Below are 20,505 nucleotides of genomic sequence, written 5' to 3' on the forward strand. Positions count from 1 at the left end.
CACACTTTTGACAGCCCCCCATCATCACCTAAGTTTGAGAAGCAGCTTCGGAAAAGCTGCTTCTCTCTTAACGATGTCATGGAGCGTCATTTATGCGTACAGGCTATTTCTACTCTCTGGTTTTTGCCCTTCTGACCAGCGCCTCTATAGCTGTTATCGCTGCGCCCGCGGTCAAGCCCGAGACGACGGTTACGCCGCAGGCACTGGAACTTTCGGCTAAACCACAAGGCGCCAAGGTGGATCTGAACGTTGCGGACGCCGCTACGCTGCAACGCGAGCTTGCGGGGATAGGCAAGGCCAAGGCCGAGGCGATTGTTGCGTATCGTGAGAGTAATGGAGTCTTCTCTTCAGTTGAGGAGTTGCTGGAGGTTAAGGGAATTGGTAAGGCGATCCTGGATCGGAATCGAGACAAGCTGGAAGTGAACTGAGATGTAACGGTGAAAGAGGGCCGGTCGGGATGACTGGCCTTTTTACACTCTGAGGACCTGGAATCAAGGGTGGCTACCGCGGACAGAATGATTTGGCCCATAGAGACCGGCCGAACTGTCGTTCAATCGGTTGGGCGGGGTAAGGACTTGGTAGTTTGATCCTGACACGAAGGTCATTCGCTTGTAGAATCCGCCCGTCATCAAATTTGACCCCGGTGAGCCCGGAGAAAGGGATTCATGCATAGCAAAAATACAAATTACAGACCTGATATTGATGGACTTCGCGCATTAGCGGTTATTCTTGTATTGCTGTTCCACTTCGATTTAGGCGTGCCAGGTGGTTTTGTTGGTGTTGATGTGTTTTTCGTCATCTCGGGTTATCTGATTACCGAAGTCATTCGCAATGCAATAGGTGCTGGCCGTTTTTCATTCTTTGATTTCTATGCCCGCCGTTTACTTCGATTGCACCCAGCGCTCGTTGTCACTGTTGGAGGCGCTATGGGGGCCGGATACGTATTGATGGATCCGGCAGCATTCATCGGCCTCGCCGACTCAGCCAAGTACGCGATTTTCTCCGCTTCTAACTTCTATTTTTGGCTAAATCAAGGTTACTTTGATGCCGCCGCACAAACGCAGCCGCTGTTGCACACTTGGTCACTGGCTGCTGAATGGCAATTTTACGTAGTTTGGCCATTTATTCTATGGGCAGCCTTGAAAGTATCAGACAAATTCCTTGCGCTGCTGTTGGCGGTGATGACTGTCGGGTCCCTCGCTGCATCGCAAATTATGCTGGGATACGACTCTTCTGCTGCCTATTTTATGATGCCGTTCAGAGTGTTCGAACTGTCGATCGGTGCTCTGTTGGTATTCGTCTCGAAGCGCCGTCTTGACTCCAATATTGAGTCAGTTATCGCTGGTTTAGGTATTGTTCTCATTGTCTTTTCAGCATTTTTTCTAGACTCAAGCTCGCCTTTCCCGGGACTGCGAGCGCTGATTCCGTGCCTTGGTGCTGCCGTGTTCATCTACGCAGGAAGGTCGGCAACGGGCGCTTTACTTCGTACTCGGACAATGGTGGCGATAGGGCTTATTTCATATTCAGTCTATCTTGTTCATTGGCCAATAGTCGTTTTCTACAAATATTACGTTTTTAGATTGATAACGCTCCCGGAGAAGCTGGTGTTGCTAGCGGCTTCGATTCTCGTGGGTGCAATTCTGTACCTTAGCGTTGAACGATTGTTCATGGGTAAGTGGAAATACATGAAACCGATTGGTTTGACTGCTGTCGCGGCATCGGTAGCTACGCTTGCCTTCGGATCCGTACTGGTTATTGAACGGTCCGGTATTACGTCCCGCATACCGGCAGAGTACTTGAAGTTCGCAGCCGATCCGGTCAATTTCCATACAAAAAACTATGGTGGTTACGGCTACAGTCTGGAACCAATACTCGGCGATGCAACAGGCCGGCAAGTGGGTATCATGGCAGGCGATAGCTATGCGCTGCAGTATGCCAGAGGGATAGATAACGAGCTAAAAGGCAGGGGGCTAGCGGTCAGTGGTGTATTTAGACATGGATGTATTCTGTCGAAGGAATATACAAGGATACTAAATAATGTCCCTAGGCAGGATTGCAAAGATACTTACGCTAAGGCGTTGTCGAAGTTGGAGGGTAATAATCTACCTTTCATACTTGCGCAAAGCTGGGGTGGGTACAGCAATAAAATTGCTGACCATGAAGGGAAAAACATAGAGCGTGATGGTAAAAGGGAATATTCAGAGGTGATTGAGGATATCCTTCTTCGGGCGCGAACAGATATAGGTGATCGACCATTTTTTATTGTCGGTAGTCAACCATTTCTGTATGAGAAAGTTGATGTTGCCTCCTGTCTCCTGCGCCCAAGGTATGTAGTGCAAGGTTGTGAGGCTTTGCTTAAATTCAGTCTCGAAGAATCTTCCTCTTTCCAAATAAATAAGACTCTGAAAAAATTCGCTAGTATGCACCCCAATACTTTCTATATTGATACTGCCTCCGCACTTTGTCGTGACGGTGTATGCGAGACCGTTAGGGACGGAAAAATTCTATATTCTGACGCTACCCATCTTTCTCTTGAAGGTTCTTTGATTTCTGCGAAACCCATGTTGGATATAATACTGAGCATGTGAAAATAAAGTCAGTGATGATTTTGCGAGTTGAGTATATTTGATGTAGGTATCTACCGAGCCTGAGGACGGCGCACCTTCGTGCTTCAAACCATCAGGAGCAGCCATTGCACGGTTGCGCTTGGGTCGCCGTCCCTGCGTGGCCAACCGCGGATCAGGGCGTAGGGTGTGACGCGATGAGTTTTTGTCTCGACGGTTCTGAGTAGTTAGTTTGCAGTTTTGATTCCCTGCGACCCACCACTGATCAAGGACCCACCCCATGCACAAAAACTACCCAGCCGCTTACCAAGTCAGCAAAGGCTCGGCCCTGCAAGTGGACAAACCCTTCTACGACCGCATCCGAACCCAGCAGGACAAGCGCACCCTGATCGAACAGTTCGAGGTCCCCATCCGTACCGGCCGCGCTTGGCACGTACCCGCCGGGCATGTGTTCCGCGTTACGACTCCGGTGGGCCCGCAGGTGGGGGACTTCAACGTGTGGAATGCCCACGATCCACGGGAACGCCTGTGGGCTGCGCGCACGCGTCAGCTGCAGGGCGCTCATGTCAGCACTCATGATCGGTTGTGGTCGAACCTGCCATTCTTGCGTCCATTGGTGACCATTACCGATGACAGTCTGGCCGATTATGGCATCGACGAGCATGGTGGACGATTGCACGACCTGCTGGGGACGCGCTGTGATCCGTACGTGAACAGGATGCTGACCGGCGAGGATTTTCACCATCACTGCCACTCGAACCTGACCCGTGCGGTATTACCCCATGGGCTGACCGAGTTCGATGTGCACGATGTGCTGAATATTTTCCAGTGTACTGGGCTCAATCATGACGACATGTACTTCATGAAGGCCTGTCCGGCGAAGAAGGGCGATTATTTGGAGTTTTTTGCCGAGATCGATTTGCTGTGTGCCTTGTCCACTTGCCCCGGCGGCGATCTGTCGCTCGCGATGTGGGGGCCGGATGCGCAGGATCCCCTCAGTGTCTGTCGTCCGTTGGGGGTGGAGATCTATCGATTGGAGGATTCATTGCTGTCGGGCTGGAGCCAGCCTGAGAGGGCGGCGTACAAGGGGCTTCATGGCTTGCAGATTGCCAAGGCTGATTGGGAGAAGTAGCGCGGCGTTGGCCGTCTATGTGCAGGCCGTTGTGGCGAGGGGATAAATCCCCTCGCCACAAACTCACCGCCAAAGTGTTGGGCAGGGCCGCAATCAACGATCCTTGGCCTCCTTCGCATCCATCTCGGCATTGCGCTCGGCAACACGCTTGCGTTGTTCATCCGTCAGTTCGACCTTGTGGGCGGTGTCGCGCAGCATCATCAAGCCACCCACGATCGAGCCGATTGCAACAATCAGAATTAACCAGGCGTACCAGGGCATAGGGTTCTCCTTGAGGGGGCGATGGACGACGAACGTTTCGCCTGTCCACCGCACCTACCACTTATGAGCGAAGGTTGTTCGCAGTGGTTCCATATTACGCCCGTTGTGCCGGGTTCACCTCAAAGCCCGGTGAGCATCGCATCGGCCGGGGCATCGGCGCGCAGTTGTGCGGTCAGCACAAAGTACAGGAAGCCTACCGCCATGAAACCGAGGAAGATCAGCCCGATCAGGGCATTGAACCAGGCCATCGCCACCAGGCACACCACTGCCAGTACCAGGGCGATACCCGGGATGATCGGATAGCCCGGCGCGCGGAAGGTGCGTTCCAGGTTGGGTTCGGTTTTACGCAGTTTGAACAGGCTGAGCATGCTCATGATGTACATGACGATCGCGCCGAACACAGCCATGGTGATCATGGCGGCGGTCAGGGTCATGCCACCGAGGTTGATCAGGCCGTCGCTGTAGATCGCCGCGATGCCGATCAGGCCGCCGGCGATGATGGCCCGGTGCGGGGTCTGGAAGCGTGAGAGTTTGGCCAGGGAGGCGGGCAGGTAGCCGGCGCGGGCGAGGGCGAAGAACTGGCGCGAGTAGCCGAGGATGATGCCATGGAAGCTGGCCACCAGGCCGAACAGGCCGATCCACACCAGCATGTGCAACCAGCCGGAGCTTTCGCCGACTACGGTTTTCATGGCTTGGGGCAGCGGGTCGTTGATGTTGGACAGGGTGCGCCAGTCGCCTACGCCACCGGCGAAGAACATCACGCCCATGGCCAGGAACACCAGGGTCAGGATGCCGCTGATGTAGGCCTTGGGAATTGTGCGTTTCGGGTCCTTGGCTTCTTCGGCGGCCATGGCCGCGCCCTCGATGGCCAGGAAAAACCAGATGGCGAAGGGGATTGCGGCGAACATCCCGGCGATGGCCGGCGCGCCGAACACATCGGAACCGGCCCAGCCGTTCAAGGCGAAGCTACTGAAGCTGAACGCCGGGGCGACTACGCCCATGAACACCAGCAGTTCGGCCACCGCCAGCACGCAGACGATCAGTTCGAAGGTCGCCGCCAGTTTCACCCCGAGGATGTTCAGGCCCATGAACACGATATAGGCACCGACCGCTGCGTGTTTCGGGTCCAGGGCCGGGAATTGCACGTTCAGGTAGGCACCGATGGCCAGAGCGATGGCCGGTGGGGCGAAGACGAATTCGATCAGCGTCGCCAGGCCGGCGATTAACCCACCTTTCTCTCCAAAGGCCCGGCGGCTGTAGGCGAATGGTCCGCCAGCGTGGGGGATGGCGGTGGTCAGCTCGGTGAAGCTGAAGATGAAGCAGGTGTACATGGCCGCAACCATGAATGATGTCACCAGAAAGCCCAGCGTTCCGGCAACGCCCCAGCCGTAGCTCCAGCCGAAGTACTCGCCGGAGATCACCAGCCCGACGGCAATGCCCCATAAATGCAGGGTGCCCAGGGTGGGTTTGAGTTGTGTGTTCATCGGTGGCTCCCCTCGATCGATAGCAAAAGCGCTGGGGTGGGGCAGTGCAGTGGGCGTGCCAGTGTGGCGGCGGTGGTCGTAATGGGTGAAATTGTGTCGTATCGGGGATGTTCGCTGCCTGATGGCTCGATTTTGTGCTCCAGTTCGGAGCGTCAGCGCCAGGGCGGGCCTCATCGCGAGCAGGCTCGCTCCCACAGGGGATCTTCAGTGGAGGCAAATTCTCTATTCACAACAGATCAAATGTGGGAGCGAGCCTGCTCGCGATGAGGCCCACCCAGCCAATCACCAACCCCTTTTTTACACATTCTTTATCCCCCAACCCCTCTCTCGATCTCGTTCCTTTACGCCCTCCCTGCCGACAATCACTCCACACACGGCATGACGCCGTACGACGGAGAAATCCCATGAGCCTTCTGGACGGGGTGTCGCTGCTGCTGGCAGCGGCGCTGTTCATTTATCTACTGATTGCGCTGCTGCGCGCGGATCGGAACTAGGAGTGGCTATGCACGGTTATGACTACGGGCTGATCCTCGCCTTCTTTGCGCTGGTGCTGATCCCTGCACCGTTTCTGGGGCGTTTCTACTACCGGGTGATGGAAGGCCAGCGCACTTGGCTTTCACCTGTCCTTGGCCCGGTGGAGCGTGGTTGCTATCGCTTGGCCGGCGTCGATCACACCGTTGAGCAGAGCTGGCAGAAGTACACCTTGGCCTTGCTCGCTTTCAACCTGGCCGGCTTTTCGCTGTTGTTCGCGATTCTGTTGTTACAGGGACATTTGCCACTCAACCCCGAAAAAGTGCCGGGTATGGAATGGACCCAGGCATTCAATACGGCGGTGAGTTTCACCACCAATACCAATTGGCAGTCCTACAGCGGTGAAGCGTCGTTGAGCTACCTGAGCCAGATGCTTGGCCTGGCTGTGCAGAACTTTGTCAGCGCTGCTACCGGCCTGGCCGTGCTGGTGGCGCTGTGTCGCGGAATTGGGCGCAAATCCGCTGCAACGCTGGGTAACTTCTGGGTCGACATGACCCGCGCCACCCTCTACGGGCTGTTACCGCTGTGCCTGTTGCTGGCCCTGTTCCTGGTGTGGCAGGGCGTGCCGCAAACCTTCGCGCACTATGTGCATGGGTTGACGATGCAAGGCGCGGATCAAGTGATTCCATTGGGCCCGGCCGCCAGCCAGATCGCGATCAAGCAACTGGGCACCAACGGTGGTGGTTTCTTCGGCGTCAATTCGGCACACCCCTTCGAGAACCCGACGGCCTGGAGCAACCTGTTCGAAGTCGCCTCGATCATCCTGATTCCCGCCGCGCTGGTGTTCACCTTCGGCCATTACGTCAAGGACCTGCGCCAGAGTCGGGCGATCATCGCCTGCATGCTCGTACTGTTTCTGATCGGCGGCGCCACCTCGTTGTGGGCCGAATCCCAACCCAATCCGGCGCTGCATAACGCTTCGGTGGAGCAGACCGCGCCACTGGAGGGCAAGGAGGCGCGCTTTGGCACCACGGCCACGGTGCTGTGGTCCGTCACCACCACGGCGGCCTCCAATGGCTCGGTCAATGGCATGCATGACAGCCTCAATCCTCTGAGCGGCATGGTCTCGCTGGTGAACATGATGGTCGGCGAAGTCATTTTTGGCGGCGTCGGCGCGGGGCTCTACGGGATGCTGCTGAACGTGCTGATCGCGGTGTTCCTGGCTGGATTGATGATTGGCCGTACCCCGGAATACCTGGGCAAAAAGCTCGCTGCCAGGGAAGTGCAACTGCTGGTGATAACCCTGTTGGTCATGCCGGTGAGCGTGTTGGGGCTGGGGGCCATTGCTGCGAGCCTGCCCGGACCTGCTGCAGCGGTGAGCAACCCTGGCGCCCATGGTTTCAGCCAGTTGTTGTATGCCTACACCTCGGCGGGTGCGAACAACGGCTCGGCCTTCGCCGGCTTTGGTGCCAACACACCCTTTCACAATCTGATGCTGGGCCTGGGCATGTTGATCGGTCGTTTTGGCTACATCCTGCCGGTGCTGGCCTTGGCCGGTAGCCTGGCGCTGAAGAAAACCGCGCCGATCGGCCCGAACAGCTTCCCGACCCACGGCCCGCTGTTCGTGACCCTGCTCACCGTGACCATTTTGTTGGTGGGCGGCCTGACCTTCCTGCCGACCCTGGCCCTGGGGCCGATTGCCGAACACCTGAGCCTGGGTTTCTGAGGATCTGATGATGAATATGCCAATGAGCAAAACCGTCGTCGCCAAGGCGTCGGAGCAACCGAAAACCGCGATTTCGGCCTTGTGGCGGCCAGCGCTGGTGCAAGCTTTCGTCAAGCTCGATCCGCGCCAGTTGCACCGCGCCCCGGTGATGCTGGTGGTGGAGCTGACCGCAATTCTCACCACGGTGTTGTGTTTCGTTCCGGACAGCAGCGTGCCGACTTTTGTTGCCGCGCAAATTGCCCTGTGGCTGTGGTTCACGGTGCTGTTCGCCAACTTTGCCGAAGCCCTGGCCGAAGGTCGCGGCAAGGCCCGGGCAGACAGTCTCAAGGCCGGTAGCGAAGGCCTGAGCGCACGTCGCCAGACGGCCAACGGCTTTGAGGTGATAGCCGCCACCCGCCTGCGAAAAGGCGACGTGGTACGCGTCGAGGCGGGGGAGATGATTCCTGGCGATGGTGAAGTGATCGAAGGCATCGCTGCAGTGAACGAGGCGGCGATTACTGGCGAATCGGCCCCGGTCATCCGCGAGTCCGGCGGCGACCGTTCAGCCGTCACCGGCAACACGCGCCTGGTCTCCGACTGGCTGCTGGTGCGTGTCACCAGTAACCCCGGTGAATCCACCCTGGACCGTATGATCGCCCTCGTCGAAGGCGCCAAGCGGCAGAAGACGCCCAACGAAGTGGCGTTGGATATTCTGCTGATCGGCCTGACGCTGATCTTCCTGCTGGTGGTGGTGACGCTGCAGCCGTTCGCGCATTTCGCCAACGGTAATTTGCCGCTGGTGTTTCTGGTGGCGCTGCTGGTGACGTTGATTCCCACCACCATCGGCGGGCTGTTGTCGGCCATCGGCATCGCCGGGATGGATCGACTGGTACGCCTGAACGTGATCGCCAAGTCCGGCCGCGCCGTGGAAGCGGCGGGGGACGTGCATGTGCTGATGCTGGACAAGACCGGCACCATCACCTTCGGCAATCGTCGTTGTGCCGCGGTTCACGCCGCGCCCGGCGTGAGCGTCAAGGAACTGACCGAAGGCGCGTTATTCGCTTCGTTGGCCGACGACACGGCGGAGGGCAAGTCCATCGTCGAGTACCTGCGGGGTTTGCATTCGCAACCCGAGCCTGGCGCCGAACTGCTTACCGCTGTGCCGTTCAGTGCTGAAACCCGATTGTCCGGTGTCGACTATCAGGGCCGGGTGTACCGCAAAGGGGCCGTGGATTCGTTGCTGAGTTTTATCGGCCTGTCGAAAAGCGAACTGCCACCTGCACTGGCACGGGAGGTGGACAAGATCGCCCAGAGCGGCGGTACCCCCTTGCTGGTGTGCGTTGACGGCAAGCTGCTGGGGGCGATTCATCTGAAGGACGTGGTCAAGCCCGGTATCCGCGAGCGCTTTGCCGAGCTGCGCAAGTTGGGGATTCGCACGGTGATGGTCACCGGCGACAACCCACTGACCGCCGCCGCCATTGCTGCCGAGGCCGGCGTCGATGACGTGCTGGCCGAGGCCACACCGGAGAAAAAACTGGCGCGCATCCGTCATGAGCAGAATGACGGTCGTCTGGTGGCGATGTGTGGTGACGGTGCTAACGATGCGCCGGCCCTGGCCCAGGCTGACGTCGGCATGGCGATGAACGACGGCACCCAGGCGGCGCGAGAGGCGGCCAACATGGTCGATCTGGACAGCGATCCGACCAAGTTGCTGGACGTGGTGCAAATCGGCAAGGAACTGCTGGTGACCCGTGGGGCCTTGACGACGTTTTCCATCGCCAACGACATCGCCAAGTACTTCGCTATCCTGCCGGCGCTATTTGCCTCGATCTATCCACAACTGGGTGTGCTGAACGTGATGCACCTGAGCAGCCCGCAAAGCGCGATTCTGTCGGCCATTGTGTTCAACGCCTTGATCATCGTGGTGCTGATCCCGTTGGCGTTGCGTGGCGTGCGGGTGCAGGCCGCCAGCGCGGCGGCGCTGCTGCGGCGCAATCTGCTGATCTATGGCCTGGGTGGGATCGTGGTGCCGTTCGTGGGGATCAAGGCGATCGACATGTTGCTGACGGCGTTGGGGCTGGTTTGAGCGGATAACCAACGCTCACCTTCACTTTGTGGGAGCAAGCTTTGCTCCCACAAAGTGGTTCCCACAGGTAATTTTTTCATTCAATTCGAGGATTTCTGGATGTTCACTCTGATACGCCCGGCCTTGAGCCTATTGCTTCTGATGACCCTGATCACCGGCGTTGCGTACCCCTTGCTGGTTACGGGCGTGGCGCAAGTCGCGTTTCCCGCCCAGGCCAACGGCAGCCTGATCGTTGATGCCGACGGCAAGGTCCGCGGCTCTCTGTTGATCGCCCAGGATTTCCAGGGCGATGCCTGGTTCCATCCACGTCCATCGGCGGGTGCTTTCGCCACGGTAGCCAGCGGCGCCAGCAACTTTTCCCCGAGCAATCCGGCCCTGGCCGCACGGGTGATCGGTGACGCCCAGGCCTTGCAAGTGCCGGGTCAAGGCCCAGTGCCGTTGGCGCTGCTGACCACCTCGGGCAGCGGACTGGATCCCCACTTGCCACCGGCAGCGATTGCCTATCAACTGGCGCGTGTCGCCGCCGCACGCAATCTGCCGGTATCGTCCGTGCAGCAACTGCTCGACGCTCACATCGAGCAACCGCTGGTGGGGCCGCCGGTGGTGAATGTGCTGGCGTTGAACCTGGCGCTGGAAAAACTGTAGACCCCTGTGGGAGCAAAGCTTTGCTCCCACAGGGCGTTTGATCAACATCTGAAAGAGAACCCGAACACATGAGCGACTCCGGCCGCGCCGATGCACTGTTAGCCAAGCTGCCCCGCAATGACCGGGGCCGGCTCAAGGTCTTCCTGGGTGCGTCGCCGGGTGTCGGCAAGACCTACGCCATGCTGCAGGCGGCCCACACGCAACTGCGCCAAGGTGTCAGGGTGGTTGCCGGCGTGGTGGAGACTCACGGCCGCAGTGAGACTGAAGCGCTGCTCGGCGGTCTGGTGCAGCAGCCGCTGGTGCGTTCGGAGTATCGCGGTGTGATGCTCGAGGAAATGGACCTTGATGGTCTGCTCGCGGCTCGACCGGCCTTGGTGCTGGTGGACGAACTGGCCCACAGCAACGCGCCCGGCAGCCGACATGCCAAACGCTGGCAAGACATTCAGGAGTTGCTGGCCGCCGGCATCGATGTCTACACCACCGTCAATGTCCAGCACCTGGAAAGTCTCAACGATCAGGTGCGCGGTATCACCGGCGTGCAAGTTCGAGAGACGCTGCCCGACTGGGTCCTGCAGGAGGCCGATGAACTGCTGTTGATCGACCTGCCACCGCGCGAGCTGCTGGAGCGCCTGCGCGATGGCAAGGTTTATGTGCCGGAACAGGCGCGCGCTGCGATCGATGCATTTTTCAGCCAGACCAACCTCACCGCATTGCGTGAGCTGGCCATGCAAACTGCCGCTGCACAGGTGGACAACGATCTTGCCCAGGGCTATCGCCAACTGGGCCAGGCGGCTCCGGCGGTGCGGGGACGATTGTTGGTGGGGGTTGACGGTGATGCCCAGGCCGAACGTCTGGTACGCCACGCCAGCCGCGTCGCCCAGCGTCGGCATCTTCCCTGGAGCCTGGTGCATGTGGACAACGGCAGCACGCGGGACGAGCCATCGCGCCAGCGCCTGCAAAATGCCCAGCAACTTGCCGAACGCCTGGGTGGGGAAGTGGTGCTGCTACGGGCCGGTGAAGTCGCCAGGACCTTGATCCAGCACGCCACCGAACGTCGCGCTACGCTGGTGCTGGTGGGACAGTCCAGGAGGCGTCTGCGCCGGCGGCTGTTCGGTGGTGGCTTGGCTGCGCGTTTGCTGCGCGATGCCAGAGGGTTGGAAATCAACGTACTGGATCGCGATGAACAGCCCCCTGCGGCCCGTGAGCGTTCAAACGCCGCCCTGGCTGGTTTCGACTACGTGCTGGCGCTGTTGGCGACGGCGGCGGCCAGTGCGCTGGCTTGGGGGGTCTCCGGGCTTCTTCCCTTGCCTAATATCTCCCTGGTGTTTCTGATGGCGGTGTTGCTGGTGGCGGTTCGCAGCAGCCTCGGCCCTGCGCTGGCCTGCGCGGCGCTGTCGTTCCTGGCCTATGACTTTCTGTTCATCCCACCGAATTTTTCCTTCACCATCCAGCGTGAAGAAGACGTACTCACCCTGGTGTTCTTCTTGCTCATGGCGGCCCTGACCGGCAACCTTGCGGCCCGCCAGCGACGACAGTTGCAGGCGCTGCGCGAGACCCAGCAGGAAACCGGCGAGCTGCTTGACCTGTCCCGCAAACTCACCGCCGCGACCGACCGCCAGGCGGTGATCAGCGCCGCCGCGCAACACCTCAACGGCTGGCACGACCTGCAACTGTGCCTGCTCAACCGTGACGGCCAGGACGGCTGGAAGGTTGAGACAGCTGAACCATTGACCTTCACTGAAGCTGAGCGCGCGGCCGCCGATTGGGCCTGGCAACACGACCAACCGGCCGGCGCCGGCACCGGGACGCTGCCGTCCGGGCGCTGGTGGTGGTGGCCGTTGTCGACAGAGGAGGGCCCGCTGGCGTTGCTGGGCGTTTGCCCGAAAGAAGGCAAGCCGTTGAGCGGCCAGCGGCGTCGTCTGCTGGCGGCCCTCAGTCAGCCGCTGGCGCAGGCCCTGGCTCGGGCGCAACTGGCCCAGGATCTGGAAGCAGCGCGCCTGCACGGCGAAACCGAGCAACTGCGCAGTGCGTTGTTGGCGTCGGTGTCCCACGATTTGCGCACGCCGCTGACCTCCATGCGCGGCAGTATCGACAGCCTGTTGGCGTTGGGAGAGGCGATCCCGTTGGCCGATCGCCGCGAACTGCTGGAAGGCACCCGTGATGAAGCTGAGCGCCTGGATCGCTACATCCAGAACTTGCTGGACATGACTCGTCTCGGCCATGGGGCCCTGAAGCTGGCGCGGGACTGGGTGTCGCCGGCCGATATCGTCGGCAGCGCGTTGAACCGGTTGTGGGCGGTGCTGGCACCGTTGACGGTGGGCATCGAAGTGCCGGCCGAGTTGCCGTTGTTGTATGTTCACGCGGCGTTGATCGAACAGGCCTTGGTGAACGTGCTGGAGAACGCCGCACGATTTTCACCGACTCACGGGCGATTGCTGCTCAGCGCAGGGGCGACGGACAGCGAAGTTTTTTTCGCCGTGGCCGACGAGGGGCCTGGGATCCCTGAAGAAGAGCGCGAGAAAATCTTCGACATGTTCTATACCGCTGCGCGCGGGGATCGCGGCGGGCAGGGCACGGGGCTGGGGCTGGCGATCTGTCAGGGCATGGTCGGTGCCCATGGCGGGCGGATCAGCGTGGACACCGGCCTGGACGGGCGCGGAACCTGCATCACCCTGCACCTGCCATTACAGACACAACCGGGCCTGGACGATGAAGCCTGAGCGGCGCTGGGTTACTCTCTTTCCACCTGATTGCATTGAACGGACCTCATGAGCCAGACCGCGACCCTTTTGGTCATCGATGACGAACCGCAGATTCGCAAATTCCTGCGCATCAGCCTGACTTCCCAAGGCTACAAGGTGCTCGAAGCCGGCACCGGCGCCGAAGGCCTGGCCCAGGCGGCGCTGAACAAGCCCGATCTGCTGGTGCTCGACCTGGGCCTGCCGGACATGGACGGCCAGCAGGTACTGCGCGAGTTTCGCCAATGGTCCACGGTGCCGGTGCTGGTGCTCTCGGTGCGGGCCAGCGAAGCGCAGAAAGTCGAGGCGCTGGACAACGGCGCCAATGATTACGTCACCAAGCCGTTCGGCATCCAGGAGTTTCTGGCGCGCATTCGTGCCTTGTTGCGTCAGGCCCCGGCAGGCGAGGCGCGGGAAGCGGCGCTGACGTTTGGTCCGCTGACGGTGGACCTGGCTTATCGCCGGGTTCTGCTCGATGGCACTGAAGTGGCCCTGACCCGCAAGGAATACGCCGTGCTGGCGCAATTGGCGCGCCATCCCGGGCGGGTCATTACCCAGCAGCAATTGCTCAAGGACATTTGGGGCCCGACCCACACCGAAGACACCCATTACTTGCGGATCGTGGTCGGTCATCTGCGGCAAAAACTGGCTGACGACCCGACCCGGCCCCGGTTCATTGCGACCGAGGCGGGGGTTGGGTATCGGTTGTTGGGGGAGGGTGGTGTTTAACCACAAGGTTTCAAGCCAAGCGCTATTGTGGCGAGGGGATAAATCCCCTTGCCACAGAGTTTAGTGCCACATTCAGTTCTGCTCATTCTCATAGCGATCCAACGTATCGCTGGCAATCTCCCGCCCCAGGGCGATCAGCTCCGGCGCCTTGTAGAACTCGAAAAACCGGCACACCCGTTTCGGCACGTTGATCAGCACATCCGGTGGATACCCGGCGATCTTGTATTGGGCCAGGGACGTCTGCATCACCTCGAAACTCTGGTTGATCAGATCCAGCAGCGAGGCCGGGCCAACGTTGTCGATGATGAACGAACCGGTCGCCGATTTCGGCGCACCTTCGGACTCCGGCGCGGCGGCCGGTTGTTGGCCCTCGGGCTCGGCGGATTCCAGCCATGGATTGATCTCGGCGGCTTCGGCTTTTAGCGCCTCCTGTTCCAGCAGCAGCAACTGCTCGGCTTGCTTGCGACGGAACGGTAGACGCGAGCCCAGGGAACTGACGAGGGTGTCGAAGCGACGCTTGAACGCTGCCGGGCGCTGGATGACCGGCAGTCGGTACTGTTTCTGGTTGGTGGCGTTGAGGTTGACCGCGATGATCAGGTCGCAATGGCTCGACACCACCGGCACGATGGGTAACGGATTGAGCAGGCCGCCATCCACCAGCATGCGGTTGCCTTGCATCACGGGGGTGAACAGGCTGGGAATCGCCGCCGAGGCGCGCATTGCCTGATGCAGGCAACCTTCCTGGAACCAGATTTCCTGCTGATTGGTCAGGTCGGTGGCCACGGCAGTGTAGGGAATACGCAGGTCTTCGATATTGAGTTCGCCGACGATCTTGCGAATTTGCCCGAAGACTTTCTCGCCGCGAATCGCCCCCAGGCGAAAGCTGACGTCCACCAGTCGCAGCACATCCAGGTAATCCAGGCTTTCAATCCAGTTACGGTAATCGTCGAGCTTGCCCGCAGCATAGATTCCGCCCACCACGGCACCCATGGAGCAGCCGGCGATGCAAGCGATGTCGTAGCCACGTCGTTCGATTTCTTCGATCACCCCGATATGGGCGTAGCCCCGGGCGCCACCCGATCCCAGTACCAATGCGACACGTTTTGTCATGACCCGGCCTCTTGTAAAACAGACTTTAACAATGCACTTATCGACGGCTGGGCTCAATCGTTGTGGCGCAGGTGTCGTTTTTTGATACGCCGTGCCAGCATTTGCGTATGCTCGCCCACACTTGTATTTACGCGGTCGGGCATTGGCACTTTTTGCCGGCTGGACCGTCTTACTTGCACGACTGTTGACCTGACTTGAGGTGTAATTGATGAAAGCCCGGATTTGTCTGCCCCTGGTGGCATCCTTGATGGTTTTGGCCCTGGCCGGTTGTGCCGGCAAGACCGCTTACCGTGACAGTTGCGGCAGCCAGCTCGACAGTGCCTGGCGCGAACTGGACCTGGCCAAGGCCGAAGGTTTTGCCGGCACCGTGAGTTATTCCAAGGCCCTGTCGTTGTTGACCGGCGCCAAGACCCAGCAGCAGTTCGAAGCGTTTGAGGGGTGCACCAAAAAGGCCGAGAAGGCCCGTTTCTACATCCGCGAATCCCGCGCAGGGCGTTAATAGCAGCGACAAGCTGTCAGCGGCAAGCTACAAGTTAAGGGAGCACTCTGCTCCTCACTTGAAGCTTGCAGCTTGACGCTCAACGCTACGTACGGAGTACGTCCCCATGATTGATCGGCTGGTGGCCCGGATACTGGGCCTGGAAGTCCGGCTGCTGGCCTGTCAGGCCCGCCTCAATGCCCATACCGACAGTGAAGCCCTGCATGACCTGCGGACCACGGTTCGCCGTTTGCGCAGCTTGCTTCGTCCGTTGCGCGGTTTGCCCGGTGTCGAGCAGCTGGAAACGGCGGCCTCGGCGGTCGGCGCGCTGACCACGCCCCTGCGTGACCGGGAAGTGCTGGCCGCCTACCTTGAGCAGCACGGCAAGATCGAAGCCGCGCGGCGGCGCCAGGTGCAAATGGCCGATGCTTATCCCGCCGTTGCCGGCAGCCCGGAGCTGGCCCAATTGCTGATGGTGCTCGATGCTTTCCCGCGCTTCATTCGCGCGGCGCAACGTCAGGACCTGCTTAAAGGTCTGCGCAAACGCATCGAAAAGCGCCTGGACAAACAATGGAAGAAACTCGGCGAAGCCTTGGGCGATCCGGCCCATGATCGCCACCGTTTGCGGCTGCTGATCAAGCGTGTGCGCTACGCCATCGAAGCCTACCCCGAACTTGACCGCCTACCCGAAGCGCCCATGCCACGGCTCAAGTCCGCCCAAGGCGCCTTGGGGGACTGGCACGATTGCTGGCAATGGCTGGCCAGGGCCAAGCAGGAAAGCGACTTGCAATCCTGCGTGCCGGTCTGGCTCAGCACGATGGAAAAGGCCGAGGCCAAGTCCGATAAAGTGCTCGATAAACTCGTTGCCAGTTGCTTCAAAAAATCCTGAGTCCTGCAGATATTCCCTTGTGGGAGCGAGCCTGCTCGCGATAGCGCCGCGTCAGTCACCAGTTATTCAAGCTGACTCACCGCTATCGCGAGCAGGCTCGCTCCCACAGTAAATTGGCGGGGTTGGGATGCCGCGGCCTATCTGTCAGTCTCTTTGGCCAGAATGAGCGCTGTGCCACCCGTCTGGGCTGGTTAAGATTCCTGCATCTTTTTCCCATGTTTTCGAGGTTGTCATGCGCTTTTCCGATTTGATCGATGCCGTGCGCCGTCAGCCTGACTGCGTGATCATCGCGCCTGAATGGGGTCAGGGACGCGCCAGTTTTGGCGGGCTGGTGGCGGCGCTGCAATATGAAGCGATGCGTGCGCGGGTTCCGGCGGATCGCCCGGTGCGTTCGCTGGCGATCACCTTCGTCGGGCCGGTAGAGGCCGACGTACCCGTCAGTTTTGAAGTCGACGTATTGCGTGAAGGCAAGGCGGTCAGCCAAGTGTTGGGGCGAGCGGTACAGAACGGTCAGGTAGTGACCGTGGTACAAGGCAGCTTCGGCGCCTCGCGCTCTTCCGTGGTGGCGGTCCAGGCCGACCCCGCGCCTGAGTTCAAAAGCGTGGAGCAATGCCAGGAACTGCCCTACATCAAGGGCGCTACGCCGGAATTCATGCGTCACCTGGCGCTGTGCTGGAGTGTTGGTGGCCTGCCGTTTACGGGCAACAAATCCCGCAGTATGGGGGGCTGGGTGCGCTTGCGTGGTGATGTCAAAGAGGAGCCGCTGAACGAGGGGCACATCCTGGCATTGGTCGATGCCTGGCCTCCGGCGCTGCTACCCCATCTCACTCAAATGGCACCGGGCAGTACGCTCACCTGGACCATTGAATTCGTCCAGCCACTGCTGGAACTTACGACACTGGACTGGTGCAAATACCTGGCCGAGATCGAGCATGCCCAGGACGGCTATGGCCATGTCGCCGCCAGGTTCTGGAGCGCGGATGGTCGCTTGATCGCCCTGAGCCGGCAGACAGTGACAGTTTTCGCCTAAGGCTCTTCATGACCGTGGCACTGCAACACGAGTGCGGCAATCATGCCGAGGGAGCCGATGGCGACATTGGCCAGGCTGAGGCTGAACACCCCCGATACCATCAGCAAAAACGCGACGATGAACAGCGGCACGGCAATCTGGTGCAACACCGGATTGCTCGGGTGACCATGATGGTCAAGGCAGGTGCGCCATTGCCAGGCCGGGAAGTGGGGGTGACGTTTGCCCATGATGCTGATCCTTGAGTTCGCTAACCGAGTAACCCAAGCGTAAGCCCGGCCGGGCAGCGCGACGAATCGCGGTTGGCTATCGACGTGATAGGTGGCCATAGCCTTTCACCGTTGTGGGAGCAAGGCTTGCCCGCGATGCAGGCGCCTCGTTCCCCAGGGAGACCATATTGTCTTCATCGCGGGCAAGCCTTGCTCCCACAGATAGACCCCAGGCCGCAAGAACTCTCCCAGGCAGGTCAATTGGCAGCGGGGTCCTAAAGCCTGAGCTGCCCGATCGCCTTGTTCAGCTCACCGGCCAACGTTGCCAGTTCATGGCTGGTGGTGGCCGAGTCCACCGTCTGGCGCACGGTGTTTTCAGTCACGTCACGAATACTCACGACCGCCCGGTTCATTTCCTCGGCAACCTGGCTTTGCTGCTCGGCCGCCACGGCGATCTGGGTGTTGCTCTCCCGCATCTGCGCCACCGCCCCGGTGATTTGCTCCAGAGCCTCACCGGCTTCCCGGGCCTGTTGCACGCAATCGTCGGCCTTGTAGGAGCTTTCCTGCATGAAATCCACCGCGTCCCGGGTTCCCGCCTGCAAGGCCGACACCATGGCGGTGATTTCATCCGTGGAGGTCTGTACCCGCTTGGCCAGGTTGCGTACTTCGTCGGCCACCACTGCAAACCCTCGACCCATTTCCCCGGCTCGCGCCGCTTCAATGGCCGCGTTGAGCGCCAGTAGATTGGTCTGTTCGGCGATGCTGTGGATCACGCTGACCACGCTGTTGATCTTCTGGCTGTCCTCGGCCAGGCGCTGGATCATTTCGGCGGTCTGCTGCACGCCGCGGGAGAGCCCGGTGATCGACTGTTGCACCCGGCTGACTACTTCGCGGCCATTGCCGGCCAAGGTATCGGCGCTTTTCGACAGGTCGCGGGTGGCGCCGGCATGTTGGGCGATGTGATAAACCGTAGCGGACATCTCGTTGATCGCCGTCGCCGCCTGATCGGTTTCGCTTTGCTGGCCGAGCATGCCGTGGCGAACATCGTTCATGCTCGATGCCAGGCGTGCTGCACCGCTGTCCAGTTGCCGAGCAGTGCTGGCAACGGTGTCAACCACACGTTGATATCCGGCTTGCATGGCATTGAACGCCGCCGCCATCTGGCCCACTTCGTCCTTGCAGGCCAAGGGGACGCGGGCGGACAGGTCACCGGTTTTTTCCACGTGCAGCATCACATCCTTCAGGGTGTTGAGCTGGCTGAGCAGAAACCGGATTAGCAGCTGCGATGCGCCCAGCATGGCCAGCATCAACACGAACACCGCCACGGCGTATTGGCTGAAGCGTTCCCTGAACACCTGGCTCAGGCTTGCGCCTTGGGCCAGCACGGCCAACTGTTGGCCGTCACCGCCACGGATTACTTCGGCGCCCAGCAGTGGGTTGTCGCCCAACAGGGGGCTGGCCGAGAGTGCTACCCAGCCGTTGGCCTCTGCTATTGAAGGCAATGATTGATCGTTCAATGTGGGAATCTGGCCGCGCTGGAATGCCAGCAGGTGATCGGCCTTGGGCAATGGCTGCCCGGCAGGCCAGGCACTGAGCAAGCGTGCCTGGGCCTGGGCGTTTGCCTGGGCCGCATGGTTGCGCGCCTGTTGTTCGAGCTGCACCGCGTAGAGTACGAGCAGCAAGGTCGTGACAAAGGCGACCGCATTGACCGCCCAGAATTTGTACTTCAGTGAGATATTGCTAAGCCAGGCACCCATGGAAGGTCTTCTCTGATAGCGGAAACAGTTTTGGCAAGGTGCCATTATTGTGCCGCTATCCAAGGTGTGGGGTGTTGATATGGGTCAACAGACAACGCCTATCCCCTTTGGGAGCGAGCCTGCTCGCGATAGCGGTGTACCAGTCGGCCTATGGGCAAGCTGATCCATTGCTATCGCGAGCAGGCTCGCTCCCACAGGTTTTCACTGGGTCAGGAGAGGGTGGGCAAGCCAAAAAACGCGCGGGCACAGGCGGTGCTATGGGCAGCGAGGTCTTCCTGGCTTTCGCCCCGGTGCAAGGCGACTTCGCGCAAGGTTTCCGTCAGGTAGGCCGGTTCGTTTCGACCATTCTTGGGTTTGGGGCGCAGTGTGCGAGGCAACAGGTACGGTGCATCGCTTTCAAGCATCAAGCGAGTGCGAGGAATTTCCCGTACCAATGGATGCAAATGGGTGCCCCGGCGCTCGTCGCAGATCCAGCCTGTGATGCCTATATGCAAGTCCAGGTCGAGATAGCTGAACAGGGCCTTTTTCTCACCGGTAAAGCAGTGCACCACCGCTGCGGGCAATTGGTCGCGAAAATCCCGCAGGATTTCCAGCAGTCGCTGATCGGCATCACGTTCGTGAAGAAAGACCGGCAATTGCAACTCCACCGCCAGGGCGAGGTGTTCTTCCAGGACTTTTTCCTGCTGCGGGCGCGGGGAGAAGTCCCGGTTGAAATCCAGCCCGCATTCACCCACTGCGCGAATGCGGTCTTGTTTCAGCAGGTCTTTGAGGTGCCTGGCGCTATCGGCGGTCCAGTCGCTGGCGCTATGGGGGTGAACACCGGCGGTGGAAAACAGCCGTTCCCCGGCGTCATCGAGGCGCTGGCACAGCTCAAACGCCTGTTCGCTGCCGTCGACGCTGGTACCGGTCAAGACCAGTTGGCAGACACCGGCCGCATAGGCGCGCTCAAGCACGGCCTCGTGTTTGTCGGCAAAACTGGGGTTGGTCAGGTTGACGCCGATATCGATGAGTTGCATGGTGCTACCTCGACCCAAAGGCCGCAAAGCATATCAGAGCTGTAGATTTATAAGAAAAGCCAAGAACTACAACGAGTTGAGGCTGTCTGTTGAGGCCGCCAGACCGGTCGGGTTGGTATAAACGCCAGCACTGTGCCAGTCTTTCGCACTTTTCAGCGCCCCAGGTGCTCTGTTTCTGTCGACCCCAGCTTCGATATTTCAAGG

At 59.9% G+C, this 20,505-nt stretch carries 17 protein-coding genes and 1 pseudogene; 12 read left to right on the forward strand and 6 right to left on the reverse strand.

Annotation, left to right across the window (positions count from 1 at the left end):
• The first annotated feature begins 92 nt into the window (after window positions 1-92).
• The 3 genes from CRX69_RS13420 (at window position 93) to CRX69_RS13430 (ending at window position 3,696) form a co-directional block, all read left to right on the forward strand.
• On the forward strand, window positions 93-428 hold the full coding sequence (locus CRX69_RS13420; RefSeq protein WP_107322163.1) for a ComEA family DNA-binding protein: 336 nt from the start codon (window positions 93-95) through the stop codon (window positions 426-428).
• A 237-nt stretch (window positions 429-665) separates the two neighbouring features.
• A complete protein-coding gene (locus tag CRX69_RS13425) occupies window positions 666-2,588 on the forward strand; it encodes an acyltransferase family protein (RefSeq protein ID WP_107322164.1) in 1,923 nt (640 codons plus the stop codon).
• 256 nt (window positions 2,589-2,844) lie between these two features.
• The gene (locus CRX69_RS13430) at window positions 2,845-3,696 is read left to right on the forward strand and encodes an urea carboxylase-associated family protein (protein WP_076385742.1); all 852 of its coding nucleotides are present in this window, start codon (window positions 2,845-2,847) and stop codon (window positions 3,694-3,696) included.
• A 93-nt stretch (window positions 3,697-3,789) separates the two neighbouring features.
• Here CRX69_RS13430 and CRX69_RS13435 read toward each other — a convergent pair whose 3' ends face one another.
• Entirely contained in the window at window positions 3,790-3,957 is a 168-nt protein-coding gene (locus CRX69_RS13435) for a DUF2897 family protein (protein WP_014337248.1), read from the reverse strand.
• Window positions 3,958-4,076: 119 nt separating this feature from the next.
• Window positions 4,077-5,441 carry an ethanolamine permease gene (eat, locus tag CRX69_RS13440; protein ID WP_047226332.1) on the reverse strand — a complete coding sequence of 455 codons (1,365 nt, stop codon included), beginning with the start codon at window positions 5,439-5,441 and terminating at the stop codon, window positions 4,077-4,079.
• A 404-nt stretch (window positions 5,442-5,845) separates the two neighbouring features.
• On the opposite strand from eat, the gene kdpF reads away from it, so the two are divergent.
• The 6 genes from kdpF (at window position 5,846) to CRX69_RS13475 (ending at window position 13,815) form a co-directional block, all read left to right on the forward strand.
• Window positions 5,846-5,935 carry a K(+)-transporting ATPase subunit F gene (kdpF, locus tag CRX69_RS13450; RefSeq protein ID WP_047226333.1) on the forward strand — a complete coding sequence of 30 codons (90 nt, stop codon included), beginning with the start codon at window positions 5,846-5,848 and terminating at the stop codon, window positions 5,933-5,935.
• 8 nt (window positions 5,936-5,943) lie between these two features.
• Window positions 5,944-7,638, forward strand: a complete 1,695-nt coding sequence (kdpA, locus tag CRX69_RS13455) for a potassium-transporting ATPase subunit KdpA (RefSeq protein ID WP_047226334.1) — start codon at window positions 5,944-5,946, stop codon at window positions 7,636-7,638.
• Window positions 7,639-7,648: 10 nt separating this feature from the next.
• Window positions 7,649-9,703, forward strand: coding sequence for a potassium-transporting ATPase subunit KdpB (gene kdpB / locus CRX69_RS13460; RefSeq protein ID WP_076385736.1), 2,055 nt, complete (start codon window positions 7,649-7,651; stop codon window positions 9,701-9,703).
• Between the two features lie 99 nt (window positions 9,704-9,802).
• Entirely contained in the window at window positions 9,803-10,348 is a 546-nt protein-coding gene (gene kdpC, locus CRX69_RS13465) for a potassium-transporting ATPase subunit KdpC (RefSeq protein WP_047226336.1), read from the forward strand.
• Window positions 10,349-10,416: 68 nt separating this feature from the next.
• A complete protein-coding gene (locus tag CRX69_RS13470; protein ID WP_107322166.1) occupies window positions 10,417-13,068 on the forward strand; it encodes a sensor histidine kinase in 2,652 nt (883 codons plus the stop codon).
• A gap of 48 nt (window positions 13,069-13,116) precedes the next feature.
• Window positions 13,117-13,815 carry a response regulator gene (locus CRX69_RS13475; RefSeq protein ID WP_076385732.1) on the forward strand — a complete coding sequence of 233 codons (699 nt, stop codon included), beginning with the start codon at window positions 13,117-13,119 and terminating at the stop codon, window positions 13,813-13,815.
• Between the two features lie 72 nt (window positions 13,816-13,887).
• On the opposite strand, the gene CRX69_RS13480 is transcribed toward CRX69_RS13475, so the two are convergent.
• Window positions 13,888-14,925: a patatin-like phospholipase family protein gene (locus tag CRX69_RS13480; protein ID WP_047226339.1), complete on the reverse strand. Its 1,038-nt coding sequence runs from the start codon at window positions 14,923-14,925 to the stop codon at window positions 13,888-13,890.
• Window positions 14,926-15,133: 208 nt separating this feature from the next.
• Here CRX69_RS13480 and CRX69_RS13485 point away from each other — a divergent pair, with 208 nt between their 5' ends.
• The 3 genes from CRX69_RS13485 to CRX69_RS13495 all read left to right on the forward strand — a co-directional run bounded on the left by CRX69_RS13485 (window position 15,134) and on the right by CRX69_RS13495 (window position 17,322).
• Window positions 15,134-15,424 carry a hypothetical protein gene (locus CRX69_RS13485; RefSeq protein WP_039588883.1) on the forward strand — a complete coding sequence of 97 codons (291 nt, stop codon included), beginning with the start codon at window positions 15,134-15,136 and terminating at the stop codon, window positions 15,422-15,424.
• 106 nt (window positions 15,425-15,530) lie between these two features.
• Window positions 15,531-16,292, forward strand: a complete 762-nt coding sequence (locus CRX69_RS13490) for a CHAD domain-containing protein (RefSeq protein WP_107322167.1) — start codon at window positions 15,531-15,533, stop codon at window positions 16,290-16,292.
• A gap of 232 nt (window positions 16,293-16,524) precedes the next feature.
• Entirely contained in the window at window positions 16,525-17,322 is a 798-nt protein-coding gene (locus CRX69_RS13495) for an acyl-CoA thioesterase (RefSeq protein WP_107322168.1), read from the forward strand.
• An 8-nt stretch (window positions 17,323-17,330) separates the two neighbouring features.
• Here CRX69_RS13495 and CRX69_RS13500 read toward each other — a convergent pair.
• The 3 genes and pseudogenes from CRX69_RS13500 to CRX69_RS13510 all read right to left on the reverse strand — a co-directional run.
• A pseudogene (locus CRX69_RS13500) lies at window positions 17,331-17,549 on the reverse strand (terminase); the annotation flags it as partial.
• A 254-nt stretch (window positions 17,550-17,803) separates the two neighbouring features.
• Window positions 17,804-19,285, reverse strand: coding sequence for a methyl-accepting chemotaxis protein (locus CRX69_RS13505; RefSeq protein ID WP_047226342.1), 1,482 nt, complete (start codon window positions 19,283-19,285; stop codon window positions 17,804-17,806).
• Between the two features lie 209 nt (window positions 19,286-19,494).
• Window positions 19,495-20,301: a TatD family hydrolase gene (locus CRX69_RS13510; protein WP_107322169.1), complete on the reverse strand. Its 807-nt coding sequence runs from the start codon at window positions 20,299-20,301 to the stop codon at window positions 19,495-19,497.
• Between the last annotated feature and the right edge of the window lie 204 nt (window positions 20,302-20,505).

It is taken from the genome of Pseudomonas rhizophila, assembly GCF_003033885.1.
GTDB lineage: Bacteria > Pseudomonadota > Gammaproteobacteria > Pseudomonadales > Pseudomonadaceae > Aquipseudomonas > Aquipseudomonas rhizophila.

Excerpts from the sequence above, each read along its gene's own strand:
- kdpA (WP_047226334.1), top strand. The coding sequence starts at position 5,944 with ATGCACGGTTATGACTACGGGCTGATCCTCGCCTTCTTTGCGCTGGTG.
- CRX69_RS13480 (WP_047226339.1), bottom strand. The coding sequence starts at position 14,925 with ATGACAAAACGTGTCGCATTGGTACTGGGATCGGGTGGCGCCCGGGGC.
- CRX69_RS13510 (WP_107322169.1), bottom strand. The coding sequence starts at position 20,301 with ATGCAACTCATCGATATCGGCGTCAACCTGACCAACCCCAGTTTTGCC.
- CRX69_RS13435 (WP_014337248.1), bottom strand. The coding sequence starts at position 3,957 with ATGCCCTGGTACGCCTGGTTAATTCTGATTGTTGCAATCGGCTCGATC.
- kdpB (WP_076385736.1), top strand. The coding sequence starts at position 7,649 with ATGAATATGCCAATGAGCAAAACCGTCGTCGCCAAGGCGTCGGAGCAA.
- CRX69_RS13485 (WP_039588883.1), top strand. The coding sequence starts at position 15,134 with ATGAAAGCCCGGATTTGTCTGCCCCTGGTGGCATCCTTGATGGTTTTG.
- CRX69_RS13490 (WP_107322167.1), top strand. The coding sequence starts at position 15,531 with ATGATTGATCGGCTGGTGGCCCGGATACTGGGCCTGGAAGTCCGGCTG.
- CRX69_RS13430 (WP_076385742.1), top strand. The coding sequence starts at position 2,845 with ATGCACAAAAACTACCCAGCCGCTTACCAAGTCAGCAAAGGCTCGGCC.
- kdpC (WP_047226336.1), top strand. The coding sequence starts at position 9,803 with ATGTTCACTCTGATACGCCCGGCCTTGAGCCTATTGCTTCTGATGACC.
- kdpF (WP_047226333.1), top strand. The coding sequence starts at position 5,846 with ATGAGCCTTCTGGACGGGGTGTCGCTGCTGCTGGCAGCGGCGCTGTTC.
- CRX69_RS13505 (WP_047226342.1), bottom strand. The coding sequence starts at position 19,285 with ATGGGTGCCTGGCTTAGCAATATCTCACTGAAGTACAAATTCTGGGCG.
- CRX69_RS13475 (WP_076385732.1), top strand. The coding sequence starts at position 13,117 with ATGAGCCAGACCGCGACCCTTTTGGTCATCGATGACGAACCGCAGATT.
- eat (WP_047226332.1), bottom strand. The coding sequence starts at position 5,441 with ATGAACACACAACTCAAACCCACCCTGGGCACCCTGCATTTATGGGGC.
- CRX69_RS13420 (WP_107322163.1), top strand. The coding sequence starts at position 93 with ATGCGTACAGGCTATTTCTACTCTCTGGTTTTTGCCCTTCTGACCAGC.
- CRX69_RS13495 (WP_107322168.1), top strand. The coding sequence starts at position 16,525 with ATGCGCTTTTCCGATTTGATCGATGCCGTGCGCCGTCAGCCTGACTGC.
- CRX69_RS13470 (WP_107322166.1), top strand. The coding sequence starts at position 10,417 with ATGAGCGACTCCGGCCGCGCCGATGCACTGTTAGCCAAGCTGCCCCGC.
- CRX69_RS13425 (WP_107322164.1), top strand. The coding sequence starts at position 666 with ATGCATAGCAAAAATACAAATTACAGACCTGATATTGATGGACTTCGC.